At 55.3% G+C, this 17,273-nt stretch carries 17 protein-coding genes and 3 tRNA genes; 7 read left to right on the forward strand and 13 right to left on the reverse strand.

Annotated elements, in window-relative coordinates; all coding sequences use genetic code 11:
- Window positions 1–49: 49 nt before the first annotated feature.
- Both AABZ39_01020 and AABZ39_01025 read left to right on the forward strand, forming a co-directional pair.
- Window positions 50–1,318, forward strand: a complete 1,269-nt coding sequence (locus AABZ39_01020) for a helix-turn-helix domain-containing protein (GenBank protein MEK6793329.1) — start codon at window positions 50–52, stop codon at window positions 1,316–1,318.
- Window positions 1,315–1,980: a peptidoglycan recognition family protein gene (locus AABZ39_01025; GenBank protein MEK6793330.1), complete on the forward strand. Its 666-nt coding sequence runs from the start codon at window positions 1,315–1,317 to the stop codon at window positions 1,978–1,980. The genes AABZ39_01020 and AABZ39_01025 overlap by 4 nt, the downstream gene beginning before the upstream one ends.
- 26 nt (window positions 1,981–2,006) lie before the next feature.
- On the opposite strand, the gene coaD is transcribed toward AABZ39_01025, so the two are convergent.
- From coaD to AABZ39_01090, 13 genes are all read right to left on the reverse strand, one after another.
- Window positions 2,007–2,492 (reverse strand): pantetheine-phosphate adenylyltransferase, encoded by a 486-nt coding sequence (coaD, locus tag AABZ39_01030; protein MEK6793331.1) that lies wholly within the window; start codon window positions 2,490–2,492, stop codon window positions 2,007–2,009.
- Between the two features lie 11 nt (window positions 2,493–2,503).
- A complete protein-coding gene (locus tag AABZ39_01035; GenBank protein MEK6793332.1) occupies window positions 2,504–2,797 on the reverse strand; it encodes an HU family DNA-binding protein in 294 nt (97 codons plus the stop codon).
- Between the two features lie 8 nt (window positions 2,798–2,805).
- Window positions 2,806–3,078: a 30S ribosomal protein S20 gene (rpsT, locus tag AABZ39_01040; protein MEK6793333.1), complete on the reverse strand. Its 273-nt coding sequence runs from the start codon at window positions 3,076–3,078 to the stop codon at window positions 2,806–2,808.
- A gap of 66 nt (window positions 3,079–3,144) precedes the next feature.
- Window positions 3,145–3,218: transfer RNA gene (locus tag AABZ39_01045), tRNA-Asp, on the reverse strand.
- An 83-nt stretch (window positions 3,219–3,301) separates the two neighbouring features.
- The gene (locus tag AABZ39_01050) at window positions 3,302–4,096 is read right to left on the reverse strand and encodes an HAD-IIA family hydrolase (GenBank protein MEK6793334.1); all 795 of its coding nucleotides are present in this window, start codon (window positions 4,094–4,096) and stop codon (window positions 3,302–3,304) included.
- A gap of 132 nt (window positions 4,097–4,228) precedes the next feature.
- A complete protein-coding gene (gene lpxB, locus AABZ39_01055) occupies window positions 4,229–5,494 on the reverse strand; it encodes a lipid-A-disaccharide synthase (protein MEK6793335.1) in 1,266 nt (421 codons plus the stop codon).
- Window positions 5,491–6,273 carry an acyl-ACP--UDP-N-acetylglucosamine O-acyltransferase gene (gene lpxA / locus AABZ39_01060; protein ID MEK6793336.1) on the reverse strand — a complete coding sequence of 261 codons (783 nt, stop codon included), beginning with the start codon at window positions 6,271–6,273 and terminating at the stop codon, window positions 5,491–5,493. The genes lpxB and lpxA overlap by 4 nt, the downstream gene beginning before the upstream one ends.
- Window positions 6,274–6,348: 75 nt before the next feature.
- A complete protein-coding gene (fabZ, locus tag AABZ39_01065) occupies window positions 6,349–6,825 on the reverse strand; it encodes a 3-hydroxyacyl-ACP dehydratase FabZ (GenBank protein MEK6793337.1) in 477 nt (158 codons plus the stop codon).
- An 83-nt stretch (window positions 6,826–6,908) separates the two neighbouring features.
- Window positions 6,909–7,988, reverse strand: a complete 1,080-nt coding sequence (locus AABZ39_01070; GenBank protein MEK6793338.1) for a substrate-binding domain-containing protein — start codon at window positions 7,986–7,988, stop codon at window positions 6,909–6,911.
- The gene (locus tag AABZ39_01075; GenBank protein MEK6793339.1) at window positions 7,985–11,566 is read right to left on the reverse strand and encodes a hypothetical protein; all 3,582 of its coding nucleotides are present in this window, start codon (window positions 11,564–11,566) and stop codon (window positions 7,985–7,987) included. The genes AABZ39_01070 and AABZ39_01075 overlap by 4 nt, the downstream gene beginning before the upstream one ends.
- Window positions 11,567–11,791: 225 nt before the next feature.
- Window positions 11,792–12,691 carry a glycosyltransferase gene (locus AABZ39_01080; GenBank protein ID MEK6793340.1) on the reverse strand — a complete coding sequence of 300 codons (900 nt, stop codon included), beginning with the start codon at window positions 12,689–12,691 and terminating at the stop codon, window positions 11,792–11,794.
- On the reverse strand, window positions 12,688–13,416 hold the full coding sequence (locus AABZ39_01085) for a polyprenol monophosphomannose synthase (protein ID MEK6793341.1): 729 nt from the start codon (window positions 13,414–13,416) through the stop codon (window positions 12,688–12,690). Before AABZ39_01085 ends, AABZ39_01080 begins: the two co-directional genes overlap by 4 nt.
- Window positions 13,417–13,421: 5 nt before the next feature.
- Window positions 13,422–14,570 (reverse strand): iron-containing alcohol dehydrogenase, encoded by a 1,149-nt coding sequence (locus AABZ39_01090; protein ID MEK6793342.1) that lies wholly within the window; start codon window positions 14,568–14,570, stop codon window positions 13,422–13,424.
- A 146-nt stretch (window positions 14,571–14,716) separates the two neighbouring features.
- Here AABZ39_01090 and AABZ39_01095 point away from each other — a divergent pair.
- From AABZ39_01095 to AABZ39_01115, 5 genes are all read left to right on the forward strand, one after another.
- Window positions 14,717–14,789: transfer RNA gene (locus AABZ39_01095), tRNA-Lys, on the forward strand.
- 37 nt (window positions 14,790–14,826) lie between these two features.
- Window positions 14,827–14,901 (forward strand) — tRNA-Glu (locus tag AABZ39_01100).
- Between the two features lie 58 nt (window positions 14,902–14,959).
- Window positions 14,960–15,598 carry a 16S rRNA (guanine(527)-N(7))-methyltransferase RsmG gene (gene rsmG / locus AABZ39_01105; protein ID MEK6793343.1) on the forward strand — a complete coding sequence of 213 codons (639 nt, stop codon included), beginning with the start codon at window positions 14,960–14,962 and terminating at the stop codon, window positions 15,596–15,598.
- Window positions 15,598–16,359 (forward strand): AAA family ATPase, encoded by a 762-nt coding sequence (locus tag AABZ39_01110; protein MEK6793344.1) that lies wholly within the window; start codon window positions 15,598–15,600, stop codon window positions 16,357–16,359. Before rsmG ends, AABZ39_01110 begins: the two co-directional genes overlap by 1 nt.
- Window positions 16,360–16,384: 25 nt before the next feature.
- A complete protein-coding gene (locus tag AABZ39_01115) occupies window positions 16,385–17,248 on the forward strand; it encodes a ParB/RepB/Spo0J family partition protein (protein ID MEK6793345.1) in 864 nt (287 codons plus the stop codon).
- Window positions 17,249–17,273: the final 25 nt, after the last annotated feature.

Below are 17,273 nucleotides of genomic sequence, written 5' to 3' on the forward strand. Positions count from 1 at the left end.
AAAAAAGGCGGACGCCGATGCGGCGTTCGCCTTTTTTGTTGTTATAACGATGGACATACGAACGATAATACCTGCCGGGACCTTCTCTTCCCTCTACGACGCGTTCTACCGCAATTTTCTCATCGGCCTTGCCGTGACCGACGCGGCTGGCCGCTTCGTCCATACACGCGAAGGCACGAAGGTCTCATTCTGTTCGAACGAGGACAGCACCGGGCTTTGCCCTGTATGCATCGAAGAGAACATCTTCGCCATCAATGAATCGCTCCGCTTCGGCAATACGTACATAATGAATTCTCATACCGGTCTCCTCTTTTTCGCTGTGCCGGTCATGGTCAATCAATCGGTCATCGGCGGCATCGTATCATCGCGCATACTGCCGATGGAGCTCTATACCATCATCACCGATGAGAAGAACACGAATGATTATATCAGCGACGAACATATCATCCGCAACGTGAAGAGCATTCCGGTCATCGAGGCGGGGACGGTGCGTATCGCGTCCGAAAACCTCTTCTCTCTCTCGGTCGCGCATAATCTTGTCAACGAAACGTTCCTTGCCGCGCGGCGTGCGTCGAACGAACAGGAAGCGAACATCGCTGAGGCCATCGCCACCACCAAGGTGCATTCGGAGAACTATCATCTCCTGTACCTGTACAAGGAAAAGGACCTCATCGAGCGCATCAAGGCGAACGACCGCCACGGCGCGGTGCGCATCCTCAACGATATTCTCGTCGGCATATTCGGCGTGAGCAATACCCCCATCGATGTCATCAAGGTGCGGCTTATGGAGCTCATCGTCATTATTTCCCGTGCTGCGGTGGAAGCGGGTGTGAAGAGCGAAACGCTCCTCGGGCTCAACTATTCCTATTTCCGCGATATTGCGAAGCTCGATGACGCCGTGGGCCTTACGCACTGGATCGTACGCGTGCTTGAGAACTATATCAGCGAGGTCGGCGCGCACGGCGAAACGACGCGCGACGGCCGCATCGCGCGGGCGCTGCGATACGTTGAGGAACACCATACGAGCCGTATCACGCTCGACGAGGTGTCATCCGCCGTGGGGCTCTCGCCGTCGCACTTCGCGCATGAATTCAAGAAAGAGGTCGGCGTATCGTTCATTACCTATGTCAACAATGTCAAGCTCACACGGGCGGCAGGCATGCTCACCTCGACAGCGAATTCCGTCGTCGAGATAGCGTATGACCTCGGCTACAGCGATCAAAGCTATTTCATCAAGCAGTTCAAGGCGAAATACAAGATGACGCCGCTCGCCTACCGCAATCACTATCAGCGCCCCGCGCGTAAAAAAACGATATGATGTTCTCCCGCTGTACCGTCATCGCCGCACTCGCCGTCACGGCATTCCTTCCGGCAGCACCGTTCTTCATCGACCGTTCCTATGAGCTTCAGCCGTCGCGGGAATACTGCGAACTTGCAAAACAGTATTCGCGCGTGCATTACGGCATCGACAGCGCAGCGCTTACCGTTCCGCGCATCATCGCCATACACATGACCGAATGCGGCACCATGGACCAGACACTCGCACAGTTCAATCACCCGCGCCTGACCGGGCGCCGTGAGATAGAGCACGGGGGGCAGTGGAACGTCGGATCCCATTTCATCGTCGATGCGAACGGAACGATATTCAGCTTCATTCCGCTCGAGTACATGGCAAGGCATATCATCGGCCTTAATCACACCGCCGTCGGCATTGAGAACATCGCGGCGAACAATGAGGCGTTGACCGAGGCGCAGCTTTTTGCGAACGTGCAGCTCGTGCTGTACCTGAAATCGGTACGTCCGAGCATCACGCATGTCATCGGTCATCATGAATATACGGACACCTTCCGCACCCATTACCGGCTGATGCGTATGCTGGATGAACAGTACCGCCCGCACTACCGGGGCGACCCCGGCGAGCGGTTCATGCGGCTCCTGCGCGAGGGACTATCCCTGCATGGTCTTGATCTTTTTGACTGATGCCGCTTTCGTGTTCCGCCGATGTCTCAGCGGGACCGCGGGAATTTCGCAGCGATGAAGGGGACTACCGCCGGCGGTACGAACGGACTTATATCGCCGCCGTGCGATGCTATCTCGCGTACCAGTGTGGAGCTTATCTGCGCAAAACGCCCCTCGCTCCCGATGAACACCGTGTCCATATCCGTATTGAGCATGCGATTGGCGCTCGCCATCTCCATTTCATAGGCAAGATCGGCAGCGGTACGAATGCCGCGTATCGCGATGCGAATGCCGCGTGTCCTCATGAACGCAGCAAGCAGCCCTTCGAACGACACGACCTCTATACCGCTCACCGTGCGGAGAGCTTCGCGTATCATCGTTACCCGCTCAGGTGCCGCGAACACGGTCCGCTTCGCCGCATCGGCGGCGACAGCGACAAGTATCTTCCCGAACAGCTTCTGCGCGCGGAGAAGCACATCATAATGTCCGATGGTGAACGGATCGAAACTGCCGGGATAGATGGCCATGTCCATGATGTCCCCCATTATCTGACGTTCCCTTCCGCCGTTCTTGTCAGTGCCTTGAGACGCCGTCCCGGAATGAATTGTACTCTCTGCCGGTCGGGGATACGGCGCCGCGCGCCGGTCGAGAAATCGTGCCCTTCACGCCCGCGTATGAGCCGCATACGGAACGTACCGAGCCCGCGCAACTCAACGCTCTCCCCGCGTTCCAACGCCCCGCGTATCGCCTCATAGACAGCCGTTATGATGCGGTCGATATCGCGAACATTAGCGCCGGTCCTTTCAGCAACGGCCTTTACAAGCGTGCTGCGCGTCACCGTACCGTTTATTTCGCTGCAACGAGCGTATTGATCTTCTGCGCAATGCGCGATTTCTTGCGGGCGGCGGCATTCTTATGAATGACCTTCTTGCAGGCCGCCTTGTCGAGCGCCTTGGCGAACATGACGAACGCCTTCCTGGCATCATCGCCTTTCTTCTCGGTAATGAGCTTCTGCACGGTCACATCGAGCGTGTGCAGTTCACTCTTGATGGAACGGTTATGCTCACGGCGTACCGCCGATTTGCGTACGCGTTTGATGGCCGATGCTATATTCGGCATGGTTTATCTCCTCGATACGATTTACGACTCATTCGTACACCCCGTTGTCGGGGTATGCGGGCCATGCGGAGTGGACGGGATTCGAACCCGCGACCTCCTGCGTGACAGGCAGGCGTTCTAACCAGCTGAACTACCACTCCGAAATGAGGTGGCATTATATCACAGCGGATGCCTTTGTCAAACCAGTTGCACTTGTTTTTTCCGAAGCGAGGGGAACGCTGTTTTAAGGCCCTATGCCGAGAATTCGGCCCATTTCGCCGATATCGGAGAACACATGGTCGGGCGCGATACCGCTCTCACCAAGCATGGCACTATCGGTCTCGCCGCTCAACACAAGTATCGAGGCAAAACCGTTGTTCAAGCCGAATTTCACATCGGTATACAATCTATCGCCGACCATGGCTATCTCATCAAGCGAATATCCGTAGCGTCTCATTATCGCCGATGCCATCGGTGCATTGGGCTTACCGATGACGATGGGCGATACACCTGACGACGCCTCGAACATCTTTATCATCGCTCCGGTGTCCGGTATGGGATGCGGCAAGTACGGACAGACGAGATCGGGATGCGTCGCGTAGAAGGGCGTGCCGGAGAGAAGGAGATCGTTCGCAGTACGTATCTTCTCGTACGTTATCGTCGTGTCGAAACCGAGCACGACGGCTGCCGGTTTGTCATCGGTGAGCGTGAACCCGTTGTGCTTGAAATCGTTCATGAGGCTTTCCGTCCCCATGAGGAATACTCGTGTAAGACCGGCGTTCTTAAGATGCTCTATCGTCGCATCGCCCGATGTTATCACGCCGTTCTTCCCCGCCGGTATTCCCAGACGTTCAAGTTTCTTCACATAATCGGCGGCGGAAAGTGATGAATTGTTGGTCAGAAAGAGATATTCCCGTCCGCTCGCGGTAAGCGCGGAGAGGAACGGTATGGTGAAATCGAACACGCGTGAACCGAGATAGATGGTCCCGTCCATATCGAGAATGAAGCAACGGATATTTTTGAGAAGGTCTCTATTCATGATAATACACTCACCCCATCCCCCGGCCCCTTCCCCTCTCTCACGGGAATGTGAGAGAGGGGAAGGGGAGAGGAGATTTTACTTTCATTTATCTGTTGCACTACTCGTTTGCGCATCTGCTGCTTCATTTGTTCAAAGAGAACGGGCGTGAGTTTCATTATTTCCATTTTGTGTTCGTTCTTCCCCCTTCCCTCTCTCACTTCTCTGTGAGAGAGGGAAGGGGGTGCCGCGTATTTCGCGGCGGGGGATGGGTGAGTGTTCCTTCGCTGCATCAAGAACAAGCTTTGCCACGCGCCTGACAACGCCCTTCTTCCCGATTATCTTCCTCACGGATAAAAGCATACGCGCCATCGAACGGTACGCCTTCGCATCGGTAAGATAGGATGCCGTGTACCGTGCTATCGCCTGCGGATTGCACTCGCCCTGCAGAAGCTCGGGTATCACTTTTTTCCCGAGCATGAGATTGGGCATGCCGATGATGCCTCCCGTGACGACGCTCTTCGCCACGGCGAAGGTTATCGGCGAGATGCGATAGCATATGACCATGGGCTTCCCGTAGAGCGATGCAAGGAGCGATGAGGTGCCGCTTGAGAGGATGACGGCATCCGAAAGGGGATAGATGTCGTCGGTGGCATCCCCTTCGAGAAGCATGATCGGTATATCGGCGAACGCGCGCGCGCGTTTTCTCAGTTCGCGCTCGATACGCTCCTTATACATGGCATGAGCAACGGGCAGGATGAACCGAACATCGCCGTGAAGCATGCCGCTTAATCGTATCGCCGCATCGAGGAATATCCCGGTAAGCGCCGCCACTTCCTGACGGCGGCTGCCGGGCATGAGCCCCACGGTGAAACGCTTTTTGGGGAACGCGTTCAATTTCGTTCGTACCGGTGCTTTGAGGTCCATGTCCGCGAAGGGATGGCCGGGATAGACGACCGGACAATCCGCCTTCCTGTACACTTTCTCATCCATGGGGAACGGCGTCACGACAAGGTCGCATGTCTCTTTCAGTTTCTCCGCATTCCATGCACCCCAGACGCTCACATGCGGCGGGAAATAGTAGATGTTCGTTATGCCTTCATCGCGGCACATTTTCGAGAGAATGAGATTGAATCCCTGATTGTCTATCATCACGACGGCATCGGGCGGTTCACTGATAAGACGCGCCTTGATGCGGTTATACACCTTGAGAATAGGAAGGATGAAGCCGAGCGTTTCCCAAAGGCCGATGGTCGAAAGCGACGTGATATCGTCGAGGATCCGCACACCCGCGGACGCCATCGCGCGCCCGCCGATACCGTAGATCTCCGCCTTCGGGGAAAGCCTTTTGAGTTCACGCGCAAGTGCGGCCCCCTGCATATCGCCGGAGACTTCACCCGCAGAAAGGAATATCTTCATAGATGTGCACACAGGCCCCGTTGTGAGCCTTTCAAAAAATCGACGAACATTCTTTTGTTCTTATCCAGCACTGTACCATCGGCATACTTCTCAAGGAATTGCGCTTTGAGCATTCCGCCGTGGTACCATTCATGATAGATCTCTTCTATGGCCTTAAAATCCGTCGAAGTGAAACCCTTGCGCCGCAGACCGACCAGATTAAGCTTATACACACGTGCAGGGATATCATCTGCCAGCGCGAAGGGCGGTATATCGAGTTTTACCACCGAGCACGGGCCGACCATGGCGAACGCGCCGACACGGCAGAATTGATGTATGGCTGCGCAGGCAGAAATAAAGACGTCGCTGAATACTTCAACGTGTCCGCCGGCTGCAAAATTGTTCACGGTTATGATACGGTCGTGTATGATGCAGTCATGCCCCACATGGCTGTTCTCCATGAAATAATTATTATTCCCAACGACGGTCTTACCGTTCTCGTTCTTCGAGCGGTGAATGTTCACGAATTCGCGGAACTCATTCCCGTCGCCGATGACAGTAAAGCTCACCTTTTTCTTGTCAAATCCTGTGTCCTGCGGGAGATCGCCGATGACCGCATGCGAATGGATATGATTCCCCGTTCCCATGGTGACATAGCGTTTGATGACCGTATGCGCCTCGATAATGTTATTTTCACCGATGACGACATCATCCTCGATGATGACGTACGGACCTATCTCGGTACCGGCTCCTATGTTCGCCGTCTTTGCAATTATCGCTGTGGGGTGTATCGTTGCCATGATTCCTCCGGCATTCGTTCAGTGATGCCGTCACTCTAACTGCCGGTAAAAAAAAAGGTGAACGTGCGCGGACGCTTACTGCTTCGCCTTGTCGCGCGGGACAAGCCAGGCACCGAGGTCGGCTTCGCAGGTAAGCTCGTTGTCCACCTTGGTCTCGCCGTGCATCTGTACGATGATGGCGGAAGCCCGCTCGACATAGCGCTCGATCTTGATCTCCATGCGCATCGTATCTCCCGGTATCACGGGTTTCTTGAACTTCACATTGTTTATCGTTGTGAAGAACACGACCTTGTCCTTCACATTGCCGCCCTTCTTTATCACGCTGTCGCCGCAGTAGATGCCGCCCACCTGCGCCATCGCCTCAAGCTGGAGCACGCCCGGCATGATGGGGTTCTCGGGGAAATGGCCCGTGAACTGCGGTTCGTTCATCGTCACGTTCTTGATACCGACTATCCAGTTCTCGGAAAGTTCGACGACCTTATCGACGAGCAGGAACGGATAGCGATGCGGAAGAAAATTCAGGATATCATTGATCGAAAATACCGTGCTCATAACTCCTCCGTTACAGGTAGTGGGGATGCATTGTAATGCGGCATACTGCCGATGTCAACCAGTGAGCGCAACAGAGGCGTCGTTCAGGATTTCCCCGGTATGTGCGAAGATCGCCTCACGATAAGCGATGTCGGTACGAGCGTCATGCCGTGAGCCGGTGTGTCCGCTGCATGCATACGGTCGATGATGCGTTTCGCTATCATCTTCCCGATATGCTCGGGGTGCTGATCGACCGTCGATAAGCCGTAGGCATTGCGCTGTACCGCAAGATCATTGCCGAATCCGATAATGCGCACATCCGCCGGGCATCGTATTCCGCGGGCGGCCAGGACCGATTCTGCCGCGTACGCCGTCATGTCCGATGATGCGAACACGCCGTCGGGGATGAAGCCGCCGCCGGTAAGGTATCGTTTCAGCGCCTTTGTCGCGCTCTCCTCATCGAAGTGCCCCGTGATGACGGCGATATCCTTATCATCGATATGGTGCGCACGGCATGCGTCGATGAACCCGTTGTATCGCTCATCCGCCGACCAAACACCGTTCGTCCCGCGCACATGCATGAGCCGCTTCGCTCCCTCTGCGATAAGATGCTCGGCAGCAAGCCTCGCCCCGGTGCGGTGATCGCTCGCAATGAAGTCGGCCGTCATGCCGGGAATATGCGCATCGATGACGATGGACGGTATCCGCTGCACCGCTTCCCGTATGACGGCAAGGTTCTTCCCCGATCGCTTATCCCATACGAAAATGAACGCGTCCGCATTGCGCCGCAGTATCGATTCGATTCCGGCGCGTTCACGCACGGGGTCATTATCACCGTTACGAAGCATGAGATCGATGTTCTGCGCAGCGAGCATTTTCTCCATTGTATGGATGATGCCCGCATAGAGCGACTGCCACGAATTCGGCACGACGATGCCGATCATATTCGTCCTTTTTTTTCCGCGGTATATGACCGTCGTCCCGTGACGCTTTTTACTTGCGATAAGCCCTTCTTTCTTGAGCGCATCGAGGGCTTTGCGCACGGTGACCCGGCTCACCGAGAATTCGCGGCAGAGGTCCTTCTCACGCGGCAGAATATCACCGGCATGATACGCACCGCCGCGTATACGTCCCTTAAGCGTATCGCGCAGTTCCTGAAAAAGTGATGTTGTCCTCGTACTCATTCAACCGCAATGCCGAACACGAGCAGCGCCATATCACTTGACGTCCCCGGCATGACCTCGATGGCTGCTATTTTTTTCTCCGGGGCGGGGTTCACCCAGGTATACGTCGGTATGTTCACGAACGCTCTGCCGCCGAGCGTGCCGAAAAGACCCACATCGCACTCGCGTCCAAGCGCCGTATCATTGGCCGCTACAACGTTCACGCGGTATGCAAGCGTGATCTTCTCGCTCGATCTGTCATCGTATACGATTCGGTACTCGCCGGGAACGATACCGCCGAATTTCGTCGCCATGCCCGCCATATCCTCGGCGATGATCTGGCGGCTTGCTGCATGCAGGAATGTTATCACGCGCGCACCCGCGTTCACCGGTATGGTGATCTTCTGCGAAGCGGAGGATGCTTTCGCGCCTTTTTCGACAAGGGTAATATCATCGAACCACGCCGTTGTGCCGGTCCCGTCCACTGAGAGGCATATGCGCACTGCGGCAAAACCCGCCGGCAGGGCGATCTCCTTGACAGAAGCTGTTCCCTTTGCGGAAGAGTATATGATCTTGGTCTCATCCCATTTCATGTTCTTATCGCCCGAATACGTCCACACCTTCGCGTTCCCGCTCCCCTCGGTCCTCGCCGAATAGCGTATGATATATACTTTCTTCTCATCCAGCCGCACATCCTGAGATGAACGGAGAAAGGCATTCGCCGATGCGCGGCTGATCTTCATCGCCCCGCTCTCCGCGACGATAGCGTCAGAAGGATTGCGGATATCGCGTCCCCATTCGGCAGTACCCTGTGCAAAATCCCCGTTCCTGAACGAAACAGCAGCACCGCCGCCGGTGACAGCGACCGCCGCCGGTTCGCCGTTCTTCGAGAAGGGTTTCACGGAGACACCGCGGTAATTGGTGAACGCTGTCTCAAGAAAGCCGCTCCCGGTGGTTGACGGAAGTCCCATGAGCGTCATGAGTCCTTCACCGTCGATCAGTCCGTCGCTTGCTGAGAGCGATCGGGTCTTACCCGCTGCGTTCCTATTCTCCCAATACGACGCTCCCTGCATGACGGCGTCGGGAACGAACGGAAGCGCGCCGAGGTCGCAGTTCTCCGGCGACCAGGAAAGAAACGCGGTGAGCGCCGCCGCACGGATAAGCTCCGGGCGCATGGCATCGATGCGTGTCGTGTTCCATGAGGTGAGACACATACCGTCGGCTTTGTACTTGGCAATTGAATTCGCGATGCGCGCAATGTTCATCGGACGGAACCAGGGACAGCCGATCGTCGTAAACCCCGCATCTTTGAACATTTTGAACGAGGGGAAATCGGCGGCAAAGTCGAATGCGCCTTCATATTTCCAGTCAAGGATGACCATGTCCTTCGGCAGACGCTTGATAAGTTCGGGGCCCGACATATCCATATGCTTTCCATTGTAATCAGTATCGATCATGTCGCCCCAGATATACATCTTCACGTTCTTCTTTTTCAGATAGGTATCATTGAGCGTGAGCGCTTCAACGAACCAATCCGACGGCTTCCATCCCTTCGCGCGGGCCGCAGCCGATGTCACCTTGTTGCCGTAATGCGTTTCATCCATGGCAATATTGAAACCGTCCGGTTTAAGCGTTTCAATGATCTCATCCTGCAGATCGAACATGATCTTATGGGTATCCGGGTTCGCGATATCGAGATTGCGATACCCCTTCTGTCGAACATCGATATCATCAACGAAGTATTTCACCATGTCCGGCGCATGCCTGAGGTACTGTACGCGCCCCCACGACGCGAAGTACGGTATCGGCTCAATGCCGCGCACGCGCGCGTAGTTGAACACTTCTACCCACTCCTCTTTCGTGCGGCCTTTATCGCCGATAGGGTATGAATCGAATGGGAATGTCGTCGGCGATCCAAAACTGTCGAGGGATATGAACGCCTTGTTCAGCCGCAGCAGGAACATCGTATCGATAGTACGCTTGATAACATCTACCGGTTTTGAATCATGGATGAGCCAGCCGCGGAAGCCCATGCGCGGTGCGTCATAGAGCGTCATCGCCGGAAGCGAGCGCTCCGCGGTACATCGTGCACGGTTCGCCATAAGTATAAGCGTTGCAATGCCCCGGAGCACGCCCTCCGGTGTCCGTCCGTTGATGGTGACCTTCGCCGGAGCAAGTTCCAGTTTGAACGCTTCCGGCACGGCCAGTTTCGCACGTTCACCGGCAGACAGAGATGCATCCGCAATATCGCCGACGCTGAACATGAATACGGCCTTCGGTCCGCCGTCAACGGTCATGGCCTCCTTCAGCATCTTCTTTATGCCTCCGTCGACCGAGATGCCGTTCTCGCTGATCGATCCGCCGCCGGGGAGCGCGAATACGCCCGCGATGCGTATCATTTTTACCGGAACGCCGGCGAGGAGGAGCTCTGGTACGGTGAGCCGTTTCGTGAACACACCGGCAACTCCGGCAGGCGCGGTCGTCGCATCCGCTGCCGGCAATGACAGTGTCAGCGGCAAAAATTCCTTCGGAACATGATACGTCGCCCCGGCGAGCGGTGCCCAGGTGGTATGCTCCTCTTTCCCGCGCGGGTTATGCCGTGTGGTGTTGATGAATATCTTCTGCTCCCCGCCGACGATACGTTCAAAAATGTCCTTCACACGCACACGTATCTCACATGTCCATTCCTTTGCCCCGATAGCGGCCTTCGCATCCCAGTCGCCGCTGAAATTCGCGGCAGCCGAGGGATACCACGTTATGCTCGGTTTCCCGATATTCCTCTGGTCCCAATGCTTTGCGCCGTATGCATTGACAAGGATATGCGCATAGGAGACCTGATCGACGGAGATGAACGTTTCAGTGCAGTCATCGGCATAGATGCCGATCGCATCGGTCTTAGTCGCCTTTATCCCGGCGGTATCCGGCTCTTCAATACGGTATGCGATATAGAGATAGCCGTCCTTAAGCGCAGCATACGCTTCGCTTTTCAGCGCGCTTTCTTTCCCGACATCGCCGAGCACGCGGAACGGCCCGAACCGCACAGCGCCTTTCCACAGCGCATCGTCCAGTTTCCCGTCAAGCGTTACGCTGTCAATGCGCGGCGTAAGAATGATGTCGTCGTTCGATCCGAGCTCATCAAGACGGACATCCTTGAACGTCGCCGTAACATGCGCTTCGGTTGCCGATATGCAGATACGCATCCGTGTCCTTCCCGCCGGTACCGGAATGACGACTTTCGATGACGCATAGCCGGCTGTCTTACGCACCGGCGTTCCGTATATCATCCCCTTCTCATCCCATTTCCCGTCAGCCCCGGCGAGATAAAAGAATGCCCGGGCGCTCCCCGATCCTTCGACATTCACCGACATGCTGAACAGATACCGCGAACCGCTTTTGATATCGATGTCCTTATACGCCCGCGTCATGTAGCGGTCAAAGCCTTTTTCGCCTCGTTTTATGATGATGCCGTCATCGACAGCGGCGACTGAGCCATCGTCTTTATTATCGCATTGCAGCGAGCCCCGGTCCCGCGGACCTATCGACAGAGCCGCTCCGAAAGCACCGGCGGTAAAAACAAGGAAAAGAATGGATCTCAGCATTGTTCTCTCCATAACGCTGCATAATACATATTATAATACATATTTTTATATATTGTCAAGTGCCATCGCGTCCTGCTGCGGGAAAACACCGTTGCCTGCAACGAGATTTTCATAAACAGCAATAGACCTTGGGTCGATCAGAACAGCACTTTGCACCCGCTGTTCTCCGTGTGCACGCCATTTTCCTCACGCCCCCGGACGCCGTTCCGCTGCTACAGCCTGGGATCATTTCTTCGGACGGAATACAAAACGCACCCCGACGAGGGCGCGAAGGAAATACATCCCGCAGGAAAGAAGGGGATGTGCGATAAGTCGAGTCCATTTCCACGACTCAGTGAACACGCCGAACATGCGGTAGTACATACCGAGCTGCTTTTTCACGTCCGCATCCTCTGCGCCCCATTTTGCCGTATAGGTATCAAAGCTCCCTATGTAGTATGATTTCTTTTTGAGATATTTGCTAAGCTCGAATTCCGCCTCATTATGGAAAATACACGTTTTCTGCTTTTGGTGGTCGACGCCGCGGTCATGGAGGAATGCGCCGAACAAAGCATTCCATCTCACGTTCTCCGTCCGCGTGCGGTCATCAAGCAGTGCGATAGCGCCGCGCGCTTTTATTTTCTTATCAATATCCCAGTCCTCAGGGCCGCTCATCGTCTCGTCGAATCCGCCGGCGCGTATGAAGGCGCTTCTCCGGAAAAAGCGTGCACCGTCGATGACCGTGCCGTCATAGAACGAACGCTCGAAACGCCGCACCCTGCTGAAGAAATTCCTCCCAAGCACGATCTCCGGGATATGGAGCGCATCCGCCTTTGTTCCTGCCATCGCGGTAAGGCACGCGCGTATCACGCCGGATGACAGTATCATATCGGCATCGATGAACATGACGAATTCGGTCGCCGACCGCTTTATCATCCCGTAATTGCGCTGTGCGGAACGCTCCGGCCCCTTGTCGTACACGAAGCGCGTATATTTCCGGGCGATCTTTTTCGTATCATCCGTCGAACCATTATCGACAACGACGATACGCACCGGAACATCCTGCAGTGCAATGCTTCGTATGCAACGCTCAATGTTCGCCGATTCGTTCTTCGTTGTGATAGTGACCGAAACGCGCGTTTTCATCGTTTCGTGCGGGGGAAATACCGACGATGATCGAAAAGCCTGAGCCTCAGCACGCGCACGACGGCTTCGACGAAGATATTGCGCGACATCTTCGACTTGCCGACGGTTCGCTCGGTGAAAACTATCGGCACTTCGCGTACGCGGAATCCATTCTTCTCGAACGCATAATTCATCTCTATCTGGAATGAATAGCCGGCGGACATGACCGCATCGAGGTCCATCCGTTCAAGCGTTTCACGGCGGAAACATTTGAAGCCGCCGGTAGGGTCCTCGACGTGAATACCGAGCACGAATCGGATGTAATACCCTGCGCCGTAGGACATGACAAGGCGCATGAGCGGCCAGCGTATGACGCTGATGCCGTCGCAATAGCGAGAACCGATGACAAGATCGCATCCCTTCGCCGCTTTGATAAGTTCGGGTATCATCGCCGGATCGTGGGAAAAATCGGCATCGATCTGCACGATGAATTCCGGCTTCAACGCGAACGCCTCGCGGAACCCGCGTATGTACGCGGGTCCGATGCCCGCTTTTTTCGGATTGGTCACCAGATGCACGCGCTTGTTCGTACGCATGATGCGCGCTACGATGCGCCCGGTACCGTCCGGCGAATTGTCATCAACGACGAGGACATGAATGCCGCTTCCCTGAGCGAGGACCGCCGGTATCATTTTCACGATATTGTCGGCCTCGTTGTACGTCGGTATGATCACGACCGCTTGTATGCCCATCAGATAAGCTTCTCCATGAATTGTATCACACTCTCCTCATCGACCGGTGCGGGGTTGCCGCTCATGCTTCCGCCGAACGATGCTCGTACGATGTCCGGAATATCCTTTGTTGCGATACCGAACGGTGCAAGCGTGGGCGGTATCGTATGCCGCTCCTTCAACGCTTCCACCGCTTCTATTCCCTTCACCGCCGCCTCAAGATCATTGATGAACGTCCGCCCGGTGAGCGCTTCCGCGGCGCGCGCAAGCAATGATTCCGACGACTGAAGATTATAGCGCATCACATGCGGCAGCAGCACGCCGATGATAAGCCCGTGCACGATGGGGTATTTTCCGCCGATGGACGATGCCAGTCCGTGTGCGAGCCCGAGCCCGCTGTTCGCGAGGCAGAACCCGGAAAGATACGCAGCGAACTGCATGTTCGCGCGGTGGTCGATGTTCTTCGGTTCGTCACAGGCGCCGGAAAAATGTTTTCCCATGAGCGTTATCCCGTGGAGCGCCGTAGCGGCGATGAACGGGTTCGATCGCCTGCAAATGAGGCTTTCGATGAGCTGCCCGAGCGCATCGAAACCGGTTATCGCCGTCGTTCGCTCGTTCATGGAAACGGTGAGCTCCGCATCGAGTATCACGGTCGCGGGCATTATATCGGCAGAACGCAGGCTCCGTTTGATGTTCTCCCCGCGAATGGCGACTACGGCGTTTTTCGTCGCCTCTGCGCCGGTGCCCGATGTCGTCGGAACGGCTATGATCGGCAGCGGCGGGCGCGTTATCTTTCGCATCTCTTTCGCGCCTTCAAGGTAATCCGCTATCGACCCATCATTGCGCGCCAGCACCGACACCGCTTTCGCTGTATCGATGGCGCTGCCGCCGCCGATGACGACGATGGCGTCGGGGGAAAGCGTTCGCGCTTTTGCCGCAAGCGAATCGACCGATGCGGTGTCCGGCTCTCCGGAGGGGAGATGATAGAGCGCCGCTTTTTTCACTTTTGCTGCGATGATCTTCGACGCACGCTCTACGACGCCGTTCTCGACGATGGTGCGTCCGCCGGCCACGAGCAGCACCGTGCCGGCGAGCGGCACTGCAGAAAGGTCCGCGAGAGCGCCCGGGTGTGCTATCACCGTCCGTGGTGAAACGATGGTCATTTCCATTGCCTGTCCCTTTTCCCCGAGTATACCACGAGGGGCATGAATGTCAATTTTCGTCTCGTTTTTCGAGCGATCGTTCCCTCGCAAAAAATATCGGTTTCACGCTTGACATGCGAGGCATGCTTCTATATACTGATTCCCCGCAATGCGGGCCGCTAGCTCAGTTGGTAGAGCAACGCTCTTTTAAGGCGTGGGTCGCAAGTTCGAATCTTGCGCGGCTCATTGATTTTTGCTCTTTCTCACGGTATACTTGCAATACGCCGGCATGGTGAAGAGGCTAAACACATCGGATTTTCATTCCGACATTTCGCGGGTTCGAATCCCGTTGCCGGTTCATAGAGGGCGCCCGAGGACACTGTCGTACGGCGCTCTCGTTTTTTTATACGGCCATTATGAATACTGACGAATTGCTCACACAGGCTTCTGCCGCATTATCCCTTTCTCTTGATGACCGGCAGTGTTCTCTCTTTGGCGCATACCAGCGTGCGCTTCTCTCGATAAACGAATCCCTCAATCTCACGGCTACCACGGACGATACGGAATTCACCGTCCGTCATATCATCGATTCTATCGCGGCGCATCGCTATTTCACGGCTTCCCGGGCGATACTCGATGTCGGGAGCGGCGGCGGACTTCCCGGTATCCCGCTCGCGATACTGTTCCCCCAGGCGCGTGTTACGCTCTGCGAATCGAAAGCAAAAAAAGCGAACGCACTTTCATCGATGGTACGGGAGCTTTCACTCTCCAATGTTCATGTTGCGCATTCGAACGTGTTCGAGCTTCGAGACCGTTTTGACACGATAACGGCGCGCGCGTTCGGCGAACTCTCAAAACTGGCCGATATACTCCACCGTGTCGGGACGGCAAAGGCACGCGCCGTGTGCTACAAAGGAAAGCGTGAGACCATAGACGGTGAAATGGCAAAAATGAACGGTTCATTGTATACTGCGGTCGTCGATGCCGTGACGGTGCCCTTTCTAGCGGAAGAGCGCCATATCGTCGTACTCACAAAAAGGCACCAGGGACATTAATGGGAAAAGTAACAGCGATAGCGAATCAGAAAGGCGGCGTTGGAAAAACGACAACCGCCGTGAGTCTTGCGAGCTTTCTCGCAGCAAAAGGGAAACGCATACTGCTCATCGATCTCGACCCGCAGGGTAATGTATCGAGCAGCCTCGGTATCGGGAAAGGAAGCCTTGAGAACGGCGTCTATGAACTGCTCATGCAGGAATCGGATGCCGCCGCGGTCATCACCAAGACCGGTGTTGAGAACCTCGATCTCATACCGTCGACGGTCGATCTCGTCGGCGCGCAGATAGAGCTCGTTTCGGAGATGGGCCGCGAATATCGGCTCGGCACCGGTCTGAAACCGATACTCGATACCTATGACTTCATCCTCATTGACTGTCCGCCGGAACTGGGGCTCCTTACGTTGAACGCGCTCACTGCGTCCAATTCCGTGCTCATTCCTATTCAATGCGAATTCCTCGCGCTTGACGGACTCACCCAGCTCCTTGAAACGGTGAAGCTCGTGAAAAAGAATTTGAACCAGAACCTCGCCATCGAAGGCGTGCTTCTCACCATGTACGACACTCGCACCAATCTATCGAATCAAGTCGTCGAAGAGGTCACCGCGTACTTCAAGGACAAGACCTATAAGACCATCATTCCCCGCAATGTCCGTTTGAGCGAAGCACCGAGCCATGGAAAACCCATCGGGGAATATGACAAGGACAGCATCGGGGCGAAAAGCTACCGTGAGCTCGCGGAAGAATTCATCGCACGTAATTAATAGAACGAAAGAATCGGGAGACAGCATGTCATCAAAAAAACGGGCACTGGGGCGGGGCATCGGCGCCCTCATCAAGGATCAGGGGTTCAAGGAAGATGATATCGCCGAAGAGGGTCTTACCGAGATACCGCTCACGAAGATAGAGCCCAATGCGTATCAGCCGCGAAAGCATTTCAATGAGGCTGAGATCGAGAACCTCGCGCAGAGCATCAAAGAACACGGACTCATGAGCCCGGTGCTCGTAAGGAGGCGTGCCGCTGACCGTTATGAGATCATAGCGGGTGAACGGCGTTTCCGGGCGTTCAAGTCGCTGAAGAAACAGAAGATACCCGCCATCGTCATGAACGTCCCTGATAATAAAATGCTCGAACGAGCCCTTATCGAGAATATTCAGCGCGCCGATCTTAACCCCATCGAGATAGCGGAAAGCTATCGCCGTTTGATCGATGACCTTGGGCTCAGGCATGACGATCTGGCTGCCCGCGTCGGTAAGAGCCGCCCGGTCATAACCAATGCGCTTCGCCTCCTCGATCTACCCGTGACGATACGCCATCTCCTTGTGCAGGAAAAGATCTCCGAGGGGCACGCCCGTCTCATCCTTTCCATCACCGATGAGAACGCTCGTGAGAGCTTCGCCAATGAGATAATCAGCGGCGGCTATTCGGTAAAAAAAGCGGAAGAGATATTGAAGGGTAAGCGCGGAAAAAAGCGGGCGAAAACGGGAACACCGGCAAAAGACCCGAACGTTCGTAAGGTCGAAAGCGATCTGACGAAGCTCTTGGGAACGAAAGTGAGCGTCCATGACGAGAAGGGCCGCGGGAAAATAGTGATCGAATACTACAACAACGAAGATTTCTCACGCATCATGGAGATATTCGAGAAGAACTGACACTTCGGTCCATAGGAATGATCTC

The organism is Spirochaetota bacterium (genome assembly GCA_038043445.1).
Lineage (GTDB): Bacteria > Spirochaetota > Brachyspiria > Brachyspirales > JACRPF01 > JBBTBY01.

Excerpts from the sequence above, each read along its gene's own strand:
- AABZ39_01090 (MEK6793342.1), bottom strand. The coding sequence starts at position 14,570 with ATGGAAATGACCATCGTTTCACCACGGACGGTGATAGCACACCCGGGC.
- lpxB (MEK6793335.1), bottom strand. The coding sequence starts at position 5,494 with ATGAAGATATTCCTTTCTGCGGGTGAAGTCTCCGGCGATATGCAGGGG.
- AABZ39_01075 (MEK6793339.1), bottom strand. The coding sequence starts at position 11,566 with ATGCTGAGATCCATTCTTTTCCTTGTTTTTACCGCCGGTGCTTTCGGA.
- fabZ (MEK6793337.1), bottom strand. The coding sequence starts at position 6,825 with ATGAGCACGGTATTTTCGATCAATGATATCCTGAATTTTCTTCCGCAT.
- AABZ39_01050 (MEK6793334.1), bottom strand. The coding sequence starts at position 4,096 with ATGAATAGAGACCTTCTCAAAAATATCCGTTGCTTCATTCTCGATATG.
- AABZ39_01080 (MEK6793340.1), bottom strand. The coding sequence starts at position 12,691 with ATGAAAACGCGCGTTTCGGTCACTATCACAACGAAGAACGAATCGGCG.
- AABZ39_01025 (MEK6793330.1), top strand. The coding sequence starts at position 1,315 with ATGATGTTCTCCCGCTGTACCGTCATCGCCGCACTCGCCGTCACGGCA.
- lpxA (MEK6793336.1), bottom strand. The coding sequence starts at position 6,273 with ATGGCAACGATACACCCCACAGCGATAATTGCAAAGACGGCGAACATA.
- coaD (MEK6793331.1), bottom strand. The coding sequence starts at position 2,492 with ATGGACATGGCCATCTATCCCGGCAGTTTCGATCCGTTCACCATCGGA.
- rsmG (MEK6793343.1), top strand. The coding sequence starts at position 14,960 with ATGAATACTGACGAATTGCTCACACAGGCTTCTGCCGCATTATCCCTT.
- AABZ39_01115 (MEK6793345.1), top strand. The coding sequence starts at position 16,385 with ATGTCATCAAAAAAACGGGCACTGGGGCGGGGCATCGGCGCCCTCATC.
- AABZ39_01070 (MEK6793338.1), bottom strand. The coding sequence starts at position 7,988 with ATGAGTACGAGGACAACATCACTTTTTCAGGAACTGCGCGATACGCTT.
- AABZ39_01110 (MEK6793344.1), top strand. The coding sequence starts at position 15,598 with ATGGGAAAAGTAACAGCGATAGCGAATCAGAAAGGCGGCGTTGGAAAA.
- AABZ39_01020 (MEK6793329.1), top strand. The coding sequence starts at position 50 with ATGGACATACGAACGATAATACCTGCCGGGACCTTCTCTTCCCTCTAC.
- rpsT (MEK6793333.1), bottom strand. The coding sequence starts at position 3,078 with ATGCCGAATATAGCATCGGCCATCAAACGCGTACGCAAATCGGCGGTA.